Source organism: Rothia mucilaginosa ATCC 25296 (genome assembly GCF_000175615.1).
GTDB classification, from domain to species: Bacteria; Actinomycetota; Actinomycetes; order Actinomycetales; family Micrococcaceae; genus Rothia; species Rothia mucilaginosa.
In genome coordinates, this window is the sequence record NZ_ACVO01000009.1 from 53,688 (window position 1) to 72,999 (window position 19,312).

Annotated in this window: 16 protein-coding genes; 4 read left to right on the forward strand and 12 right to left on the reverse strand. The window is 59.4% G+C overall.

The annotated features are described in order from the left end of the window. The first annotated feature begins 15 nt into the window (after window positions 1-15). Entirely contained in the window at window positions 16-1,131 is a 1,116-nt protein-coding gene (locus ROTMU0001_RS02545; protein ID WP_005507973.1) for an acyltransferase, read from the forward strand. Between the two features lie 105 nt (window positions 1,132-1,236). Here the strand turns inward: ROTMU0001_RS02545 and ROTMU0001_RS02550 are convergent, their stop codons facing one another. The 5 genes from ROTMU0001_RS02550 to ROTMU0001_RS02570 all read right to left on the reverse strand — a co-directional run bounded on the left by ROTMU0001_RS02550 (window position 1,237) and on the right by ROTMU0001_RS02570 (window position 6,956). Further along, complete coding sequence (locus tag ROTMU0001_RS02550; protein ID WP_005507974.1) at window positions 1,237-2,622, reverse strand: hypothetical protein; 1,386 nt, start codon at window positions 2,620-2,622, stop codon at window positions 1,237-1,239. A gap of 116 nt (window positions 2,623-2,738) precedes the next feature. Next, window positions 2,739-3,614, reverse strand: coding sequence for a glycosyltransferase family 2 protein (locus tag ROTMU0001_RS02555; RefSeq protein ID WP_005507975.1), 876 nt, complete (start codon window positions 3,612-3,614; stop codon window positions 2,739-2,741). Between the two features lie 51 nt (window positions 3,615-3,665). Continuing rightward, window positions 3,666-4,043 carry a DUF2304 domain-containing protein gene (locus ROTMU0001_RS02560; protein ID WP_005507976.1) on the reverse strand — a complete coding sequence of 126 codons (378 nt, stop codon included), beginning with the start codon at window positions 4,041-4,043 and terminating at the stop codon, window positions 3,666-3,668. After that, a complete protein-coding gene (locus ROTMU0001_RS02565) occupies window positions 4,044-4,781 on the reverse strand; it encodes a glycosyltransferase family 2 protein (protein WP_005507977.1) in 738 nt (245 codons plus the stop codon). 171 nt (window positions 4,782-4,952) lie between these two features. After that, window positions 4,953-6,956 carry a DUF6541 family protein gene (locus ROTMU0001_RS02570; protein ID WP_005507979.1) on the reverse strand — a complete coding sequence of 668 codons (2,004 nt, stop codon included), beginning with the start codon at window positions 6,954-6,956 and terminating at the stop codon, window positions 4,953-4,955. A gap of 394 nt (window positions 6,957-7,350) precedes the next feature. Here ROTMU0001_RS02570 and ROTMU0001_RS02575 point away from each other — a divergent pair, with 394 nt between their 5' ends. From ROTMU0001_RS02575 to ROTMU0001_RS02585, 3 genes are all read left to right on the forward strand, one after another. Continuing rightward, entirely contained in the window at window positions 7,351-7,893 is a 543-nt protein-coding gene (locus tag ROTMU0001_RS02575) for a flavin reductase family protein (RefSeq protein ID WP_005507981.1), read from the forward strand. A gap of 112 nt (window positions 7,894-8,005) precedes the next feature. Further along, window positions 8,006-9,235 (forward strand): acetylornithine deacetylase, encoded by a 1,230-nt coding sequence (argE, locus tag ROTMU0001_RS02580; protein WP_005507982.1) that lies wholly within the window; start codon window positions 8,006-8,008, stop codon window positions 9,233-9,235. 494 nt (window positions 9,236-9,729) lie between these two features. Beyond that, window positions 9,730-10,737 carry an MIP/aquaporin family protein gene (locus tag ROTMU0001_RS02585; protein WP_005507983.1) on the forward strand — a complete coding sequence of 336 codons (1,008 nt, stop codon included), beginning with the start codon at window positions 9,730-9,732 and terminating at the stop codon, window positions 10,735-10,737. A gap of 194 nt (window positions 10,738-10,931) precedes the next feature. Here ROTMU0001_RS02585 and ROTMU0001_RS02590 read toward each other — a convergent pair whose 3' ends face one another. The 7 genes from ROTMU0001_RS02590 to ROTMU0001_RS02620 all read right to left on the reverse strand — a co-directional run bounded on the left by ROTMU0001_RS02590 (window position 10,932) and on the right by ROTMU0001_RS02620 (window position 19,258). Then, window positions 10,932-11,573 carry a VanZ family protein gene (locus ROTMU0001_RS02590; RefSeq protein ID WP_005507984.1) on the reverse strand — a complete coding sequence of 214 codons (642 nt, stop codon included), beginning with the start codon at window positions 11,571-11,573 and terminating at the stop codon, window positions 10,932-10,934. Between the two features lie 225 nt (window positions 11,574-11,798). Continuing rightward, window positions 11,799-12,251, reverse strand: a complete 453-nt coding sequence (locus ROTMU0001_RS02595) for a fluoride efflux transporter FluC (protein ID WP_005507985.1) — start codon at window positions 12,249-12,251, stop codon at window positions 11,799-11,801. Beyond that, window positions 12,251-12,655 carry a fluoride efflux transporter FluC gene (locus ROTMU0001_RS02600; protein ID WP_005507986.1) on the reverse strand — a complete coding sequence of 135 codons (405 nt, stop codon included), beginning with the start codon at window positions 12,653-12,655 and terminating at the stop codon, window positions 12,251-12,253. The genes ROTMU0001_RS02595 and ROTMU0001_RS02600 overlap by 1 nt, the downstream gene beginning before the upstream one ends. A 124-nt stretch (window positions 12,656-12,779) precedes the next feature. Next, window positions 12,780-15,593 (reverse strand): MMPL family transporter, encoded by a 2,814-nt coding sequence (locus ROTMU0001_RS02605; RefSeq protein ID WP_005507987.1) that lies wholly within the window; start codon window positions 15,591-15,593, stop codon window positions 12,780-12,782. A 182-nt stretch (window positions 15,594-15,775) separates the two neighbouring features. Beyond that, on the reverse strand, window positions 15,776-16,477 hold the full coding sequence (locus tag ROTMU0001_RS02610; RefSeq protein WP_005507988.1) for a TetR/AcrR family transcriptional regulator: 702 nt from the start codon (window positions 16,475-16,477) through the stop codon (window positions 15,776-15,778). A gap of 279 nt (window positions 16,478-16,756) precedes the next feature. Next, window positions 16,757-18,421, reverse strand: a complete 1,665-nt coding sequence (locus ROTMU0001_RS02615; protein ID WP_155115036.1) for a sensor histidine kinase — start codon at window positions 18,419-18,421, stop codon at window positions 16,757-16,759. A 93-nt stretch (window positions 18,422-18,514) separates the two neighbouring features. Beyond that, complete coding sequence (locus ROTMU0001_RS02620) at window positions 18,515-19,258, reverse strand: response regulator transcription factor (RefSeq protein WP_005507990.1); 744 nt, start codon at window positions 19,256-19,258, stop codon at window positions 18,515-18,517. Window positions 19,259-19,312: the final 54 nt, after the last annotated feature.

The following is a 19,312-nucleotide window of genomic DNA, read 5'->3' on the forward strand; positions in this document are numbered from 1 at the left end:
TTGGAGCGGATTTTCATGTCCTCCAAACCTGCATCGGCGCAGGTGGCGTCTTCTCAACCTGCGGATGCTCAGCCTGAGTCTCAGGTGCCTGCCGCGCGCCCTAAGCCCGCGCGAAAGGTGTACCTGGACCTTATTAATGTTCTTGCCATTATCTTCGTGGTGGCGTTGCATGTGCGGTTCAACTATCGGGTGGATTACGATTCGCCCGGCTGGGTTCTCGAGAACATTCTTTCGGGTACCGCGGTTGCGGCTGTGCCGCTTTTCTTCATGGCCTCGGGCATTACCCTGCTGAATTTCACGAACCGTGAGAGCGTCGGCACGTTCTATAAGAAGCGTTTCACGAAGATTCTGATTCCGCTGCTGGTGTGGGGTCAGGTGTATCTCTTTGCGCGCAGCTGGTTTAAGCACACTCCCCTGCCTACGGGTGAGGAGATTCTGGCGGTGCTGTTGGCGCCGAACAAGGTGGGTGTGACCCTCTGGTATTTGGAGGCGCTCATCGGCGTGTACCTGGTGTTGCCGATCTTCTCGTACGCCCTGCGTGGTGCCGGTGAGAAGAAGGTGCAGCTGGCGTGGCTGATGGCTGCGCTGGGTCTGCTGATGCCCATTGCGACTGCTACCCTGCAGAAGATTAATCCGCAGTTTATGCCGGAGTTCTCGGCACCCATCGTGGGGTATGTGGGCTTCTGCTTCTTGGGTTATGCATTGGCGAATACGGAGTTTAGCCTGCCGTGGCGTCTGGTGATTTATGTGCTGGGTATTGCCGGTTCTCTGGCGCATATTCTGGTGGGCCCGTACCTGGTACTGAACCACCCGGGCCTGGGCGGTTTGGCGACCGAGTACCTGTCTGTTCCGACGATTTTCTGGGCCGCGGCGGTGTTCGTGTTCTTCAAATCTCTGCCGCTGAATCGCCTGCCGGAGGCGGTTCAGACGGGTCTGCGTAAGCTGTCGGCTCTGACTTTTGGTGTGTACCTGATTCACCTGCTGATTATTCAGGGCCTCGCCGCCTACGGTTGGCCGCTGGTGGATTACCGCCTGGAGGCACCCTACGCGCTGCTGGTGTGGGCTTCTTCGCTGATTCTGGTGTGGCTGCTGCGCTGGATTCCGCCGGTCCGCAAGTGGCTGATTCCCTAGCGGTGAGCCGCTTACCAGGTTTAAACGTTGGGAGGGGCACGTACATCATGTACGTGCCCCTCCCATAGGTTTTTAAGCAGAGGTTTTTAAGCAGAGGTTTTTAAGCTACTCGGCGTGAGCTTCTTCCGTGCGGGATGCCAAAGCCACGCCAACCATGTGCACCACGAAGCCGCAGACCGGGCCGACCGCCAACGCCACAATAGCGCGCGGCACCAGCGGCGCGGGAATCAGGAACGCCAAGCTCAAGGTCACCGCCGCGGCAACCACCCAACCGGCGAGGTAGATGCGGTGCTGGTTCACCGCGAGCGCCATATTGCCCGAGAGGGTCATGAGCGCCAGCAGTGCCGAGGCGAAGACCAGCGCACCCAGGGTGATGCCGGAGGCTGCCGCCTCGTACGCGGACTCTGCACCTGCGGCAGGCGGGTAAATCAGGCGGAACAGCAGCGGACCCACCAGGTACGCCGCCAACGCGCCCACAGCACCCACAGCCACCACTGCGGCGGCAGGCTTAATGAACGCCGCTACGGGGCGGTGGCGCTGCTTCAAGAAGGCAGAAACCGCCACACCCTGGAACGCCTGCAGGGGAATCATGATCGGCGAACGGGTAATGGAAATCGCCAGGATCAGGGTGCCCAACACGACTGGCTCGCTCTCCGCGGCGCCGCTCGCCTTCAGCACGTTCGGGAAGCCCATCATCAGCACCGCCGCGGCGGCAGAGGACAGGAACGACCAGAGAATATTGGTTATCAGGCGCCCCGCGGGTACATCGGCACGAGCGACCCACAGGCGGCGACCCGAGACGGTCACGAACGCCAGGATGAGCCACAGACCCATCGGCACGACGGTTGCCACCTCAAGACCGGCAAGGGAAGGAATCATGAGCGCAGCCGCAAGCATGAGGATGAGGCGCCCGGCAGATTCCAGACCACCCACCGCCGCAAAAAGGTACCAGCGGTCCTCACCGGCGGTCACACCGCTCATAGTCGCCTGCAGGGCGTAGAGGAACACGCCCACCGCCATAACGGTCACGCCCACCGCCGCCGAATGCGGAATCTGCTGGCCCGCCCACAGAGGGGAGCTCACCAACACCAGCGCACCAGCGATAGCACCCAGAGCCGCGGTCACCGTAACCACGCGGGCGCCCTGCGGCGCGGAACCCTCAGCAGATGCAGCCCTGTTAGCTAAAGCCCTGTCAGCTACAGCACGGGTGCGTGCCGTACCCACCGCGCGCGTAATCTCCGGCTGAATACCCGTGATAATACCCGTCACAGTGAAAAGCGCCGCCCAGAACAGCAGGAACTCCGTCAGCTCCGAACCGTTCAGGGCACGCTGAGCAATCATGGTCACCAACAGCGTGGAGACCGCCGCCAACAGGGACGAACCCAAAAGCGCCAGGGACTGGTAGCGGGTGACCGTACCCGAAGACTGGGCCTCCCGAGAGGGGTGTTCCTCCACCCCGCTCTTATCGGGGTGCTGTACCGACTCGCTCACCGCGTCCTCCTCATTCCTAGCCGCCAATATAGCCGCCAACACAAACCATCATTACATACGCAGATGCGCCGCACATCCACCGCAGGATGTACGACGCACCGCACACAAATATAGGTTTACTTCACCACATGCTCGGCAAGGTTCTTAACACCCTGCCACTTCTTCGCCAGGGCCGCCTTCGGCAGCAGAGTCAGCGCGTGAGCACGCGAGGAGAAACGGATACGGGCCACGCGGGCAGCCTTCGTCCAACCCAGGGCAGTCATCTCATCAGCAATGGTGTTCATGTAGCGGCGCTCCTCATCAAAGCGGGTACCCTCCAGGGCACGCCAGGACGAGTCAGAACCACCGTGACGACGGTACATGAACGCAACCTGCGGATCGTAGTACAGGGAGCCGCCACGCATCGTAATGTCCAGAATCAGCGCCATATCCTGCACAACGTTCAGGCCCTCACGGAAGCCGGTGCCCACGATGGCGTCCTTACGCCAACCCAAGGACGGGAAGTAGAACCACGCGCCGCGCAGCAGGGAGGTAGCCAGCTCCTCACCCTGCAGAACAGCCTCACCCTTGGGACGGTAGAACGCCTTAGTCTGCTCCACCAGAGTGTTCGACAGGCCGTTGTTCTCATCAATCACGACCACGCCGGGCTGGAAAATGGATGCCTCAGGGTGCTTCGCCGCCGAATCCACCAGCCACTGCACATAGTTGGGGAGCATGACATCATCAGCACCCATGACGGTGACCAGGTCATTCTCTACGAAGGTCAAGCACTTGCGGTAATTACCGTTCGCGCCCAAGTTCTTCTCGTTACGCATGTAGGTGATGCGCTCATCCTTGAGCGACTCGAACCAGCCGGGAATCGAGTCGTCCGGGTAGCCGTCATCAATAACAATCAGGCGCCAGTCCGGGTTGGTCTGACCGACCACAGACAGCACAGCCTGCTTCATCATGGCAACGTCGCCGTAGTAGGGGAACAGAATATCAACGGTCATGAGGTATTACTCCAAGCTCAAACGTGTAGAGACGTATAAAAATCAGGGGCTTTAGGGTTTCTTCTGCTCTCGCTCCGTAGCGCGGGAAGCGCCCTGCGGCTGACGCTGAAGAGCCTTCATAATCGCAACTTCTTCAGCGAGGGTACGCATATCATCCGTAATCTTCGAGATAGCCAGAGTCAAATGCAGACTGATACCCATCAGCATAATAATCGCCAGTAGGAACAGCAGGTTGACCGGGGTCTCAATACCCACCAGACGCGAGAGGGCATCCAAAAGCTTCGGGAAAAGCGCCAACACAATCATGATGACGCCAACGATAAGCCACAGTGCGGCGTACTTTTCCTTCATCTTCTGGTTGCGTACCTGCGCCAGAACGAGAACCTCCATCACCACCACGATGAGAAGGAAGAAAATATTTGCACTCATTTACTTAGACCCCACATTCGTTTTCTGGCGAGTCATCGACATGCCAAACGAGAAGAAAGAACGAACCAGGTACACCGCAGACTTCCACGGGCTTGAAGAAGGAGTACCACCCTGACGCTCACGCATCTCAACCGGCACCTGCTTTACAGTCAAGCCAGAACGAATCGCCATCACGCAGGCATCGATACAGTCACCCAGATACTCAGCAGGTAGATGCTCGCAATACTGCTCAATCGCCTTGCGGTCTGCCGCACGGAAGCCGGAGGTGGCGTCGGTGAACTTCTCGCCTGAAATCATCGTAAACATACGGGCCAGAACCACCATCGCCCACTTACGCGGACCAGACACCTTATAGTTCGTCGCCTCAGCAAAGCGGGAACCGATCGAGATGTTGACATCCTCCAGGCCAGCAAGCACAGTGCGGATACCCTTCGGGTCATGCTGCCCATCAGCATCAACCTGAATCGCGCAATCATATCCGGCTTGGCGAGCATACTTGTAACCGGTGCGCAAAGCGCCACCGATACCCATGTTGTAGGGAAGATCAATCACGAAAGCGCCGGTAGCGCGCGCAATCTCAGAGGTGCGGTCGGTGGACCCGTCATTGACGACTACCAGGTCGACCTCAGGCATCATGCGGAAAAGTTCTTCAATTGTGCCCCCAATAACTTCCTCTTCATTCCACGCGGGCATAATGATGAGGGGCCGAGGGGTCTGCGTAAAAGTCTCTGATTCCATGCGGTGCTATCTCTTGTGTGTATGGCATACGGAAGTTAGTATGCGCACAAAGGCATACCGGTTTTACATCTTATCAGCACTCTCTTAACGACGCTCGAAGTAGCACCGCGGGGGTGGCCTAGTCTCCACGCCACCCCCGCAATACTTCAGGCAGCCCAAAAGTGCCAGATACTAGTTATTATCGCAAGCGCTAATGCGATACAGAGTCATCGGCCCCGAGGAGTACACCGGGGTCAGAACGTCCGTATCAATAGCAGCCACGAGGCCGTCGTAGTTTTTCTGTGCGTCTGGGCCGAAGTTCAACTGGTTCTCCAGGTGAACGTACCAGTGGGCCTTGTACTTGTTCACCTCGCGGCACACCTCCGGATTTGTACGAGCGTCCTTGAGGTTGTGCATAATTGCCGAGTACTTGGGTGAGGTCTCAAACTCGAAGTGGTATCCCGTCAGGTGACGATCTGCCAGCGCGTAAATATAGGCGCTACCGTCCCAGGGGTTGTTCACGATCACATCGCCCTTCGGCACGATCTTCGGGATCTCGTTAATGACGTTCATCTCGTCCTGATTCAGCACCACAGAGGTCGGGGTCACTCGGTATTCCTGCGATACCGCCAGAGTTGTCTCCTGCACCGAGGGTACACGCGAAGAAAGACCAGCAACTACCAGTACCAGAACCATCGCAACGCCCATGCCGACGGTCGCAACCTTCAATCGTGCCGGGCGCGGCGCGCGGCGCGCAACCCAGGTAAGCAGACCTTCCACGAAGCCGCCCAAGCCGATACCAGCCAGAATCACCGAGGGGAATACCACCAGAGCCGCCAAGCGGAAATGATCCGTGTACCAGGGAGCAACCATCAACAAGCGGAACTCGCCGCGCGGCACCGAGGCGGACACAATCCATAGGTAACCAATCAGCACCCAGCTGGCAATCAGCCACAGGTTGCGGTGCTTGTACAGCAGGTACCCCGCGCCCCACAGGGCCAGGAAACCGGCCAGATACGAGGGATTGAACGTATCTCTCAACTGATTGGCGTTCTCCAGGCCCAAGAAGAGGAACTGGTAGAGCGCCTCACCTTCGGTGAGCATAGGCTCCCACGTGTTGCTGGCAGATGCGCCAGGACGCAGGAACCACCAGGCACCCACACACCCAAGAATTACCAGCCCGAGTAGAGCGGATCTCACCCACTTCTGGCGAGAGGCCAGCTCGCGCGAGCGCACTACCCACGCCACCCCGGCCAGCACCAGCGGCAGAGCAAAGACCACAGCAGACACCACCGCGTTCGGATGCACAAGCGCTAGACCTGCGACACCCACCAGGGCGGCAAGACACAGGGAAAGCAGAGCTGCGTACTCGCCGCGCATCATCACCTGCACCAGGCATACCATGAGTGCCACAAATGATGGCACCAGAGCGTAACCCAGCAGATTCGGGAAGAGCACACCCCAACGCAGGAGGAGACCGGGAAACGCTGCAAAACCACCAATTATTGCAGGGATGGCAAGCGCCTGGAGGGGGCGAAGCTTCGGAATGCTCAAGCTGAACGCTACCAGCGAGCAGGGCCACAAAATGCCGGCAGCCAGTAACACGGTCACGATGGTGGCAGTCGCAATGCTCGTACCCATAGTGCTATAAATCAGGGACACAAAATCATGCCAACCCGCCGGGTAAAATGCCGGTTGCTGGTCTGCCGCAGATACCGCGCCCAGGGTCAGGCTCGACGCGTCACCGTGCTCCTGAATCCAGCGGATTGCATTCATATGGAATGAGTTATCCAGGCTCTGCGAGAACGCCTCAGGCCCGTAGACCATGTCCTCGGTCATGTGCAGCACCAGGAATCCGCCTAAAACAGCACCCACCACCGGCCACGCCACAGGAACATCATTACCCGGCCACGAGGCAGACGCCAGGGCAGGCCAACGGCGACCCACCAGCCACATGAGACCAGCAGCCGCAGCCACCAGCACGGCGGCAACCGGCACAAAAGAAATCAGGCTCCACGGAATACCGGTCTTACCCAGCACAATCGCGGAGACAGCCACCAGGGCAAAAGTCAGTAGTGGCGCATAAAAAACGCGCAGACGTGCGGGAATACGCAACGCCCAGCCCATTGCATAGCCGGGACCAAAAGCCAACACGACCGCAAAAAGTAGCAGCGGAATGGTTGCCAACCAGCTCATTAACCCTCTTCTCCCCACAGTTCACGCACCCGAAAACCCCTCAAATACGGGGGTCAGTGCGCTTTCGCATACCAAGCAAGGATACCCTAGAGCCCTCTTCACCCCCGCGAAACCCCGCGGAAGAGAGAGGGACAGCACCCACAACCCGCCGTTCGGAACCTTTCACCGGGAACCCCATGGGACACCACCGGTACACCCCCAAACGGCGAAGAATATGACGTAATATTTCACACCCTACGTCATGAAAGGTTCACCTAAGAAACATAGGGCAATAAATAAGGTGTTCACCACCCTTTAGCTTTACCCTGAAACATATCTCCCCTTAACAAAGGGTCGCCCAATGCATACACATCTGGACGAACCCTAAACGCAGCCGCAGAAGAAAGGGTCGATCATGACCGAAACCATTGCAGCACAGGCGCCCATCGCCGACACCTCCGAGCAGTTCAAGCTCGCCTTTGGCCACCAACCCGCCGGCGTCGCCATCATCACCGCCACCGACGAAAACGGCGAACCCGCAGGGTTCACCGCCTCCTCGCTGACCTCCGTCGCCGCAGAACCGCCCATCATCGCCTTCTCCCTCAAGGCAAACAGCGGCTCCGCAGCAAAGATTGCGGCCGCTTCCTCCTTCCTCGTGCACATGCTCGACGCTGAGAATGTGACCCTCGCGAAGAACTTCGCAACCCACGACTACCCCCGCTTCGCAGACACCAGCACCTGGGAATTCGTCTCCACCGGCGAACCCCTCGTCCACGGTGTAGGCCGCGTACTGCGCGCAACCCCGCTCAGCCGCGTTGAGGCTGGCCCCGCAATCGTCTTCACCGCGCAGGTTGAAGAGTTCATCCGCAACGACTGCGAAGGCACCCCGCTGGTCTACCACTCGCGCAACTTCCACGCGCTGGGCGACCACTCCAACGTGAACAACTACAGCATCTAACCCCGCACAGGGGTCACGGGGCGGTATTCGACGACCATGAGGCGACGAATACCGCCCCGCGGCGTACCCTGAACATAACAGCGCACAGCATTACATTGCAGAAGGAATAGTTATGACGGCTCAGACCACCCAGCCCGCATCCCTCCCCTGGCTCGAAAAGCTCATCGCGTTCCCCACTATCTCCGGAACCTCCAACCTGGAACTTATTGAGCTCATCGAAGCCGAATTTGCCCGCTACGGCTACAGCGGCGTGCGCACCTACAACGAGGACGGCACCCGCGCCAACCTGCTGGTCACCATCCCTGCCGCTGACGGCACCACCCGCGGCGGCATTATCCTCTCCGGTCACACGGACGTCGTGCCCGTCGCCGGTCAGGCGTGGGACGCCGACCCGTTCACCCTGCGCGTGGAGGGTACCCGCGCCTACGGCCGCGGCGTGTGCGATATGAAGGGTTTCCTCGCTGTCGCGCTCTGGCTACTGCCGCGCGTGGCTGAGGCGAAGCTGCGCACTCCCCTGCATTTCGCGTTCTCCTACGATGAGGAAATCGGTTGCATTGGTGCCCCCTCCCTTATCGAGGAGTTCGTGGCGCGCGACCTCGCCCCCGACTACGCGATTGTTGGTGAGCCCTCCAGCATGCGCATTATCGACGCGCACAAGGGCGCACACCGCGGCCGCGTCACCTTCACCGGCGTGCCCAAGCACGGCTCCCTCGCCACCCATGGCGTGAACGCAGTTGCCGCAGCAGGCGAGTTCATCACCTTCTTCACCGACATGGCGGACCAGTGGGAGGAAGAAGGCCCGTTCGACGAGTCGTTCATCATTCCCCACTCCACCGGCAGCGTGAACCTGGCAACCGGCGGCCTGCAGTACAACATCGTCGCTGAGCAGGCGGTCGTAGAGTACGATGTGCGCACCCTGCCGCAGGTGACCACCGAATCCTTCGTGGAGCGCATTGACCGCGAACTTTCGGAGGTCATCCTGCCCGACCTGCAGGCGCGCGCCGCACGCGCCGAAAAGCTGACCGGTGCAGAGCCCGGTAGCCTCACCTCTCGCGTGGGTGTGAAGCACGAACTGCTCGCAGCCGTGCCGGGCCTGGGTACCGAGGACGACGCACCCATCGTGCACCTCGCCCACGAGTGGCTGGGCACCAATGATGCACCACAGAAGGTCACCTACGGCACCGAGGCGGGCCAGTTCCAGCGCGCCGGCGTGCAGAGCATCATTTGCGGTCCCGGCGATATTGCCCAGGCGCACTCCCCGAACGAGTGGATTGAGCTGGAGCAGCTGAGCGAATGCGAGCGCTTCTTCGAGGCGATTCTCGACTGGGCGAGCGCCAAGTAGTAGCCGTGTAGCGGCGTAACAGCCAGTCCACCGCGGTTCGCAAGAGCCGCAGTTAGAGCCGCATAAAAATTACAGAAACTGCCCGGGTACCCCGTGAGGTGCCCGGGCATTCTATGCTGATGGCAAGTGGTGTGGGCGGGTGCTGATGGCGGGGGTGAGTGTTGGTTTGATCGCGGGTTTATTCGTGAGTTTCTCCATGGGTTCAACCGCGAGTTTATGGAATGAGTCCAAGGTGTGGACTATGACCGATTTTCCCCTCATTCGCCACATTTATTTTTAAACGAAAAACCCGAAAAACCGCTTATGTCTAAGGGTGAAATAACACAAAAGTATTGCCCTTCTAGGGCATTCAGGGTTCCATAGATGCCAAAGGTTTAAACACGCCACTCGGGCGGCATAACCCCACACAAAACCACACCTCCCTCACGCTCGGCACTGCGCACCCGACCGATTCCCGGTTTACCACCCGCAGTTCACTACCTGAAGGACACCCCGTGTACACCATCAGCCCCTACCTCGCCGAATTCCTCGGCACGCTCATCATGTGCACCATCGGCTGCGGCGTCATCGCCAACGTCGAACTTCGCCGATCCAAAGGCCACGGCGACAACTTCTTCACCATCGCCTTCGGCTGGGGTTTCGCCGTCACCTTCGGCGTCTACGCCTCCCACGCCTATTCCGGCGGCCACCTCAACCCCGCTGTGTCTATCGGCCTGGCAGCGTTCGGCGAGTTCTCCTGGGAGAAGGTCCCCGGCTACATCATCGCCCAGGTACTCGGCGCAATGGTCGGCGCCGGACTGGTCTACCTCAACTACCTGCCGCACTGGAAAGCAACCGCCGACAAGAAGATTAAGCTCGGCGTTTTCGGCACCGTCCCCGCTATTCACAACTACTTCACCAACGCCCTCTCCGAAATGATCGGCACGTTCATGCTGGTCTTCTCGGCACTGTACACCGGCGTAAACTTCAAGCCGTCCATCAGCGGCGGTGTGGAACTCTCCCTCAACCTCAACGACGTGCTCAAGCCCCTCGCCTTCGGCTTCATGGTCACCGTGCTCGTCATCGGCCTGGGCGGTCAGACCGGCTACGCCCTGAACCCCGCCCGTGACTTCGGTCCGCGCCTCATGCACGCCCTGCTGCCCATCCACGATAAGGGCACTTCACGCTGGTTCTACGCGTGGGTTCCGATCTGCGGCCCGATTGCCGGCGGTTTCATGGGTGGCGCGTTCTTCAAGCTCTACTACGAGGGTCAGGTCAGCCCGTGGCTGTTCGTCTCTAGCGCTCTGGCGATTGTGGTTCTGCTCTTCGCGTGGTGGGCTAATAGCCACCTGTACCGTGCACCCAGCGCCGAGGTTATCCCCGAGTTTGAGGACACCCACGCTACCGCGGCGGCACGCGCGGCAACCTACACTCCGACCGGTTCCATGCCGATTCTGCTCCCCGAAGAGGTGAAGGGTAACCGCAGTACCCGCGTCGTGAACCGGCTGACCGAGGACGAGTAGTCTTCCCACCCGAGAACTTCCCTGTCTAGGGTTTCATCGAGCCGGGTTTATCTGAATAGATTTATCCGGCGAGGTTTCATCTAAAAACAGCGAACCCCTCATTTTCATAACCTGCACAATATCGGTCAGGTTATGAAAATGAGGGGTTCGTTGCGTCTACCTCACGGAAGGCACATGGGGACTTTCAGAGGCTCCTACGCGGCGGCGGTAGCCATTGCCAGTGCCCGGTCATGCTTAGCCGCGCGGCGCTTCTGAATCGCGCGCACCACCCAGATGCAGACCGCACCGAGAACCGCGCCGGCAGTGTTATTCACAATGTCATCCACATCGAAAGTGCGGTAGGTGAAGCCCGCCAGACCCCAGTTACCGGTCAGCTGGCTCAACTCAATGAAGCTCGACAGCGCGAAGCCACTCAGCGCCGTGGCGCGCAGACCCCAGCGCAGGCAGCCCGCAGTAAAGAAGCCCAAGGGGATGAACATGGCGACATTGAAGAAAAGCTGCGCATACACGGTCGTTGCGAAGCGGCGCAGACCCATACCGGCAGTCAAATCCCATGCCTGCTGCCAGCTCCAGCCCACGTAGAAACGCGGGTAGTACAGCTCGGGGTTCGTGACGCTATTGGAAGAGCCAATCGGGGTCAGCGTCAGAGAAAGAATAGAAGCAAGGAACAGTGCAAAGGACGCAGTCAACAAGTACTGGCGGATGCTGTGCGCTCGACCGGTCTTCTTGGCGCGCAGGCGCATACCAATGAACCCGATGATAGAGAGTGCGACAGTAAGCGCCGCAATCTCGATGGCGAAGGTGCCAATCATGTGTTTACTGAGCAGTTCCTGCATGCCGTGTGTTCCTTAGGTTGTGAGAGTGAGTTATATGAACTCCACCTGCATATATGCCTGTTCTAACATATATTCTTGGTGGTATATAGCGGGTTACCGTTCATACCCGCCGCATATCGTTCACCACCAGTGTAAAAGACCGCTCTATGGCTCGCCCTAGGCGAAACTGTGAAAAAGCTGTACACACACCCACACACACCATGAGAACCACCACAGCTGGCGCGGTCAGTACAGAACATCCGGCGGGAACACCGGCGCAATATACCGACCAAACAGCAACACAAACAGCAACGCACCCGCCAGAGCTGCCACCATCGCACCCACAACCTGCACCAGCCACAGCATCAGGAACTTCACCATCTTGCCCTCAGAGCGGGCGGTCAGCGCCTCCACCATGGCGGTTGAGAACGTCGTAAACCCACCCAGCAGACCGGTCGTAATCACCGTGCACCAGAACGCCACCTGATCCGTGGCGTTATAGTGCACCCCCAGCGCGCGAGGATTAGATACCGGCATAATCAGCAGGCCGTACAGGAACGAGCCCACCAGGTTAATCACGAACACCGGGCTAATAATCGACGACTCCGTACGCAGGCGAGGCGACATCGCCTTATCCACAAAGAAGCGGGTCATCGCGCCCAAACCGCCGCACAGGAAAACCATCAGAGCGAAAAACATTAGCGGCCCTCCTCAACATCAGGAGCGGGCACCAAGAGGGACGCTACAAAACGGCCCGTCAGCATGCCCGCCGCGGCGGCAACCAAACCACCCACCAGCAACACCGCCACCGCCAGCATCATGTACGTGTAGTTGATGGTGTACGGCAGAAAAATCGTCTGCGCCAAAACCGCCGCAATCGACGAATACGTCGTATAGCCGCCCATCATGCCGGCACCAAAAAGCAGACGGAACGAATGAATCCGCTCCTCACCGTCACGGCGCGCGTAGGCGTTCCACACCATCGTCAGCAGGCCCAGCGTAAACGAACCCAGCAGGTTCGCCACCAGCACGCCGCCGGGAGTGTACACGCGGCACAGCGCACCCGTACCGCCTCCCAAAAAGACAAGAAAAGGGGCAGGCACACGGCTCAGGACGCCTCCTATCCACTGTCGGATACTCGCGCGATTCCTCATCACCGTGCACCTGCCCTTTCATCTCGTATTAGTCTTCAGAGTGCGCCGTAGCGCACAAACGCACACTAATACTTTACTCGGACCCGAGCTTGCTACCCGAGTCGGCAGCAGCAGACTCACGCTCGTGCTGAATATTCTCGCTCATCTTCTCACTCAGCGCGGCGCCCTCAACATCCATATTCGGAGTGAGGCGATTCAGCCACTTAGGCATCCACCACGCCTTATCGCCCAGCAGAGCCATAATCGCCGGGGTCAGCGTCATGCGCACAATGAACGCATCCACGAGCACACCGAACGCCAAACCAAAGCCCATCGGGCGGATCATCGTCGAATCAGCAAAAATGAAGCCACCAAACACCGAGATCATAATGATCGCGGCAGCCACCACCACACGCACCGCATGGTTGTAACCGCTCACAATGGCGGTCGCCGCATCCTTGCCGTGCACGTACGCTTCACGCATGCCGGTCACCAGGAACATCTGGTAATCCATGGCAAGACCGAAAAGAATACCGATGAGCAGGGTCGGCAAGAAGGACAGCACCGGACCCGGGTGGTCCACGCCAAAGAGGGAGCTCATGAAGCCCAACTGGTAAATCGACACCACGGCACCGAAGCTCGCCAGCACCGAGAAGAGGAAGCCCACCGAGGCAACCAGCGGAACCATAATCGAACGGAACACCAGGATCAGCACCAGGAAGGACAGGCCCATCACCACGCCCAGGTACAGGGGTAGCTTCTGCGCGAGCACCTCGGAGACGTCAATATTGCCGCTGGTCTGACCCGCAATACCGAGAGACACCTCAGAGCCCTGAACCGGAACGGTCACAGCTCGCAGCTCGTGGACGAGCTCTTCAGTCTCCACGGAGCTTGCACTGTGGGCAGGAATCACCTGGAAAATCATGAGGGTACGATCATCAGTCATACCGCCGGGAACCACAGCCTGCACGTTCGCGCCGCCGCGCTCCTTGACCGCAGAGGCGATATCAATCTGCGCCTGCTGAGCCTGCTCCTCACTCATATTCGCGGGGGTGTGCGCGACCGCAACCAGCGGGGCGCTCATACCCTCACCGAACTTGTCCTTGACCAGCGCGTACGACTTGTACGCGGCGCTATCGGAGGGGTAGTTCGAGGCGTCCGGCAGGCCCAGGCGCATCTGAGACATGGGGGCAGCAACCGCCAGCAGCGCCAGCGTACCGGCCACCAGAGTCAGTAGCGGACGCGCCAGCACGAGGCGCAACCAGCCGTTCGGCTTCTCGGTGCGTTCGGCATCCTGCGCGCGGCGTTCCGCAATCTTCTTCGGGGTATCGATGGAAGCCCACAGCTTTTTCGACATGATCTTGGTACCCGCCAGGGACAGCACCGCCGGGGTGAGAGTGACCGCGATCAGGGCGGCAACAACCACGCAGAACGCGGCGGCATTACCCATCACGCCCAGGAAGGGAATACCGGTCACGTTCAGCGCCACGAGCGCAATAATCACGGTGCTCGCCGCAAAAATCACGGCGTTACCGCTCGTGCCGTTCGCCAGAGCAATCGCCTGGACCTTCGGCATGCCATCCAGCAGGTTCGTGCGGTAACGGTTCAGAATGAACAGCGAATAGTCGATACCTACCGCCAGGCCGAGCATCAGGCCCAGGGTGTAGGCGGTAGAGCTCATCTGAACAACGGAGGACAGGGAGAGCGTGCCGAGCACACCCACCACCACGCCCACCAGAGACATCAGAATCGGCAGGCCGGCAGCCACAAGGGTGCCGAGCATGATCATGAGCACGATGAAGGCGATAACCATACCCGCCACCTCACCGGTGTGCGAGCCGCCGCCAAGCGCGGATTCGCTCAGGTTCGCGTCGAACTGGACGGTCGCCCCGTGCAGGTTCGCCGACTCAATGTCGGACATGACCTTCTGCAATTCGGCGGACGGCACCTCGTAAATCTTCTTCTTAAACGAGACAGTCGCAATCGCCGTGGACTGATCCTCAGAGACCATACGGTAGCCGGCGGTAAAGTCGTAGAGCTTCTGCTGACGCTCCAACTGCTCACGCTGTGCCGGCAGGTCGTTTTCGGTCTTCTGCAGCTGGTTGCGCTGCTCGTCCAGCTTCTTCTTGCCCTCAGCCAGCTCATCCTTCTTGGAGGCGATTTCTGCGCGACCCGCGTCAACCTGCTTCTGGCTCTCGGTCAGGGTATTGCGCTGCTGATTGAGCGCGTTCTGCTGCTCGGTCAGCTGCGCCTGCTGGGCGTTGAGCTGCTCCATCATGGCGGCGGGTGAGCCTGCCGCCTCCGCCTGGGCGTAGCCGTCCTTCAGCTGTTCCTGCGCGTCATCCAGTTGCTTCTGCGCGGAGGCGAGCTGCTCCTGACCAGCACTAATCTGTGCCTGCGAGTCGTCGAGCTTCTTCTCATTGTCGGCAATCTGCTTCATGCCGTCCTCAAGCTGCGAGGCGGCGGCATTCAGCTGCTTTTTGCCGTCCTCGATCTGGGAGGGGGCGGCGTCAATCTTGGCGTGCGCCTCGTCAAGCTGGGTTTTCGCTTCTGTAAGCTTGGAGGTGGTGGTGAACGGGTCGGTGACCGCATCCACGGAGGGCACCTCGCTGGGCAGTGCGCTCAGAGCGGCGGAGAATGCCTGCTTCTGCTCTTCGGTGAGGGCGGTGCCGTCACCGGTGGTGAGAATGATCTGGCCGGAGCCGCGGTTGGCGCTGGGGAAGCGTTGGGCGAGCTCGTCGGAGAGCTGCTGGGTCTGTGTTCCGGGCATGGTGAAGGTGTTGCTGAGTTTGCCGTGGAACGCGGTGTAGGCACCCGCTACACCGGCAATGATGAGTACCCAGGTGAGGATGACAGCCCATGCCCGGCGGGCGGCAGCTTCACCGATGCGGTAGAGCCATGTAGCCATGATTCAGTCCTTTGAAGTTGAGCGAGTGAAGAGTTTGGGTGTTGGGTGCGTGTGAATGCGGTGTGTGGTTTGCCCTGTACGGAGAACGCTGTGTCATGTTTTTAGACAAAAAATACCCCGCCCCGGGCACCTGCAGATGAGGTGCCCGAAGCGAGAGTGTTTGAGCGTTAACGCTATGGGGCTTAGCTTGCGAATTCGCCCTGGACCAGACGACCCAGGTAGTCGAGTGCTTCGAGGACACACTGGCGCATTGCTTCAATGGCGAGTGCTTCGGGGTGGGTGCCTTCGGGGGCTTCTGCTGCAACCTTGACCGTCATTTCTTCGGCGCGGGTGAGGTAGTAGTAGACGCCTTCACCGATGGTTTCGGCGAGGTTGGAGGCGAAGACTGCCACGCGCAGGTAGGGCAGGTCGGGGTATGCCGCGAGGTACCGCTCGAGGAAGATGTCGTAGGTGCGCTCGAGGATGACGTGCGAGTATTCTTCGAACTTCGCGGGGCTGTCCATTTCGAGGGCGTAGAGCAGGTGCGCGAAGGGTGCGATGTACTCTTCGAGGGTGTTGCTCTTGAATACCTTGCGGGCGATGGAGAGCATTTCGGCTTCCATGCTTGCGTTTTCGCCGGAGACGGTGAAGTCGCATTCTTCGAAGATGCGGTTGAAGTACTGGTTCATGCGGGTGACCAGTACGTCGTCTACGGAGGCGAAGTGGTTGAAGATGGTGCGGCGGGAGACGCCTGCGCGTTCTGCGAGTGCTTCTGCGTTGAGGGCGCCGTAGCCGCCCTCAAGGATGAGGGATTCTGCTGCCTCAACGATTGCGATACGGTTCTCTGCCTTGCGGGCGGAACGCTTGTCCGCGATGTTTGCGGGGGATTCAACAAGATTAGCCATGCTTTTTACAATACGCGCAATGTTTCACCGGGAGTAACTATTTGGGGGTTAGATTCACCACATATTTGCACTCTAGGCAATAAACTTGAAGTGCAGATTTAACGTTTACTCAACAAGTAATTTAGCGTTTTAGCACGTCAAGGCGTTATAAACCCTCAAAAGCACCGCGGGGGAGCAGAGTGCACACACAGCACACCCCACCCCCTCAAGTAGCCATTCACAGAATAGAAACACGAAACTCAGACAGTAGACCAAGCACTGAACTAGGCGACAACTGAACTAGGTGACAGGCTGAAGACGGGCATCCAGGGGCAAGCGCACCGTAAAGACCGTATGCCCCGGCTGGCTCTGCACCTGAATCGAACCGCCGTGCGCCTGCACAATCGCCTGCACAATCGCCAGACCCAGACCGGTCGTTCCATCCGAACCGGAACGCGCCTTATCGGCACGGGTGAAGCGGTCAAAAATCTTCGGCAAGAAGTCCGGGGCAATACCCGGACCATTATCGGCCACGGTCACCACGGCTTCACGGCGTGCAGCATCCACCGACAGACCCGCGGTCACGCGCGTACCCCCATCGGTGTGCTTGCGAGCATTCGAGAGCAAGTTCAGAATCACGCGCTGAATCTGGGAGCGATCGGCAACAACCTCAACCGGCTCGTCGGGCAGGTTCAGGTGCCATTCGTGGGTGCGCGCTGCCGCCTGCATGTCGGAGGTGCATTCAAGCACCAGCTCGGTCAGGTCAACCTGCTCAAACTTGGGTTCGCGACCCTCGTCCAGGCGAGCGAGGGTCAGCAGATCCTCAACTAGGCGGGACATACGTTCGGTCTGCGAGTCGATACGCGCCAGGGAGGACTGGCCGGATTCGCTGAGCGGCTCGGTCCAGCGGAGCATATCGGAGTACCCCTTAATGGCGGCAAGGGGCGTGCGTAGCTCGTGGGAGGCGTCCGCAATAAAGGCGCGAATCTGATGTTCGGTGCGTTCGCGCACCTCCAGAGCAGAGTTCACGTTATCGAGCAGCTGATTGAGGGCGTAGCCCACGGCACCCACTTCGGTGCGCGGGTCGGAATCACGCGGCTCCACTCGCACCGCCGAGGAGATGGTGTGCTCTTCCAGGTCCAGGTGCGCCACATCGGTTGCCACCGCGGAGACTCGCTCCAGGGGCTTCATGGTGCCGCGAATAATGTAGGAGCCCGCCACGCCAGCACCAACCATGACGGCAATAGACCCGAGGGACACCACAATCACGAAGATGGTGAGGGTCTGCTGCACGTTGGCGAGTGGAATACCAACCACCTGGGCGTCGGCGCTGCTATTAGCCTTCGGGGTGATTTTGATGAGGTACAGGCCGGATTCCAGTTTGACCTCTCGGACTTCTTCTTTGGTGGCGTTCAGTGCCATGGTTCCGAGGGTTACCTGGTCATTGGCGGAGAGGGTTTGTACGGTGCCGTCCTTGGCGAGCTTGCTGGCAATTTCTACGGCACCTTCGGACTCGACACAGGTAATGATGGTTCCGGACGCCTGACCGGGCGCAAAGAGAGAGCTGCTCTTCTGCAGGTCGCTGCAGTCCACTTCTTCTCGCTTGCCGTCTCGGGAGGTCGGTTGCACTACGCGGTGGCTGGTTTCTTTGAGGTCGCTTTGCGCCTGCTGGTAGAGGGAGTTCTGCAGGGTCACGTAGGTGGACAGGCCAATAATGAGGCAGGCGATGCCGAGGGCTGCCACGAGGATGGCGATAAGGCGCGAACGCAGGTGGGGTACGTACCCGAGTTCTTCGGGGGATGCCTCGGGGTTCCTCATGCTCTTCCAGGCGGCGCGTAGGCGCACGAAGAAGTTCCCCGGCGAGGGCGCGGCGCCGTCTCGTGCGGGGGCACCCGCGCACAGGGGGCGGGTTGCTTCGTTATCCGGGGAGGCGGGTTCACCGGGTGAGTAGGAGCCCACGAGCATCCTTTCTTTCTATATTCAAAATACGGAATATAACTGATATGGCGCGGTATAACCGGGTGTTATACCGCGCCATATGAAGAGCAGAGAATAAACTTAGACAGCGGGACGTAGCACGTAACCGGCACCGCGCACGGTGTGAATCATCGGTTCGCGGCCCACGTCAATCTTCTTACGCAGGTACGAGATGTACAGCTCCACAATATTTGCTTGACCACCAAAATCGTAGTTCCAGACATTATCAAGAATCTGACTCTTGGAGACCACACGCTTCGCGTTCTCCATGAGGTAGCGCAACAGGTCGAACTGGGTTGCGGTGAGATTAATCTGCTCGCCACCGCGGGTGACCTCGCGGGTGTCCTGGTTCAGTACCAGGTCGCCGACGACCAGCTCAGCGTCATCAATGGCGGCAACACCGGAGCGCTGCACCAGGCGGTGCAGACGAATCATGACTTCTTCCATAGAGAAGGGCTTGGTCACGTAGTCATCCGCACCTGCAGCAAGGCCTTCGATACGGTTATCGACCGAATCCTTAGCGGTCAGGAAAAGGCAGGGAACTTCGGGGTAAAACTTGCGGATACGGGAGAGCAGCTCCAGGCCGTCAAAGCCGGGCATCATAATGTCCAGAACGAGCACGTCGGGGCGCCAATCGCGGGCAATCGCGAGCGCGGAGGGGCCGTCACCGGCGGACTGCACCTCCCAGCCGATCATTTTCAGACCCATGCTGACGAGTTCCTTGAGCATCTCCTCATCGTCAACGACGAGGGCGCGGATGGGGCTACCGTCCGGATGCTCGAGGGCGGGAAGGTTCTTTGCGATTTCGGTTGCTTTGCTGCTCATGTGATTAAGAGTATCGCGATTTAGGGTTCACGGCGGGGCGGGAGCCGGTTTTCA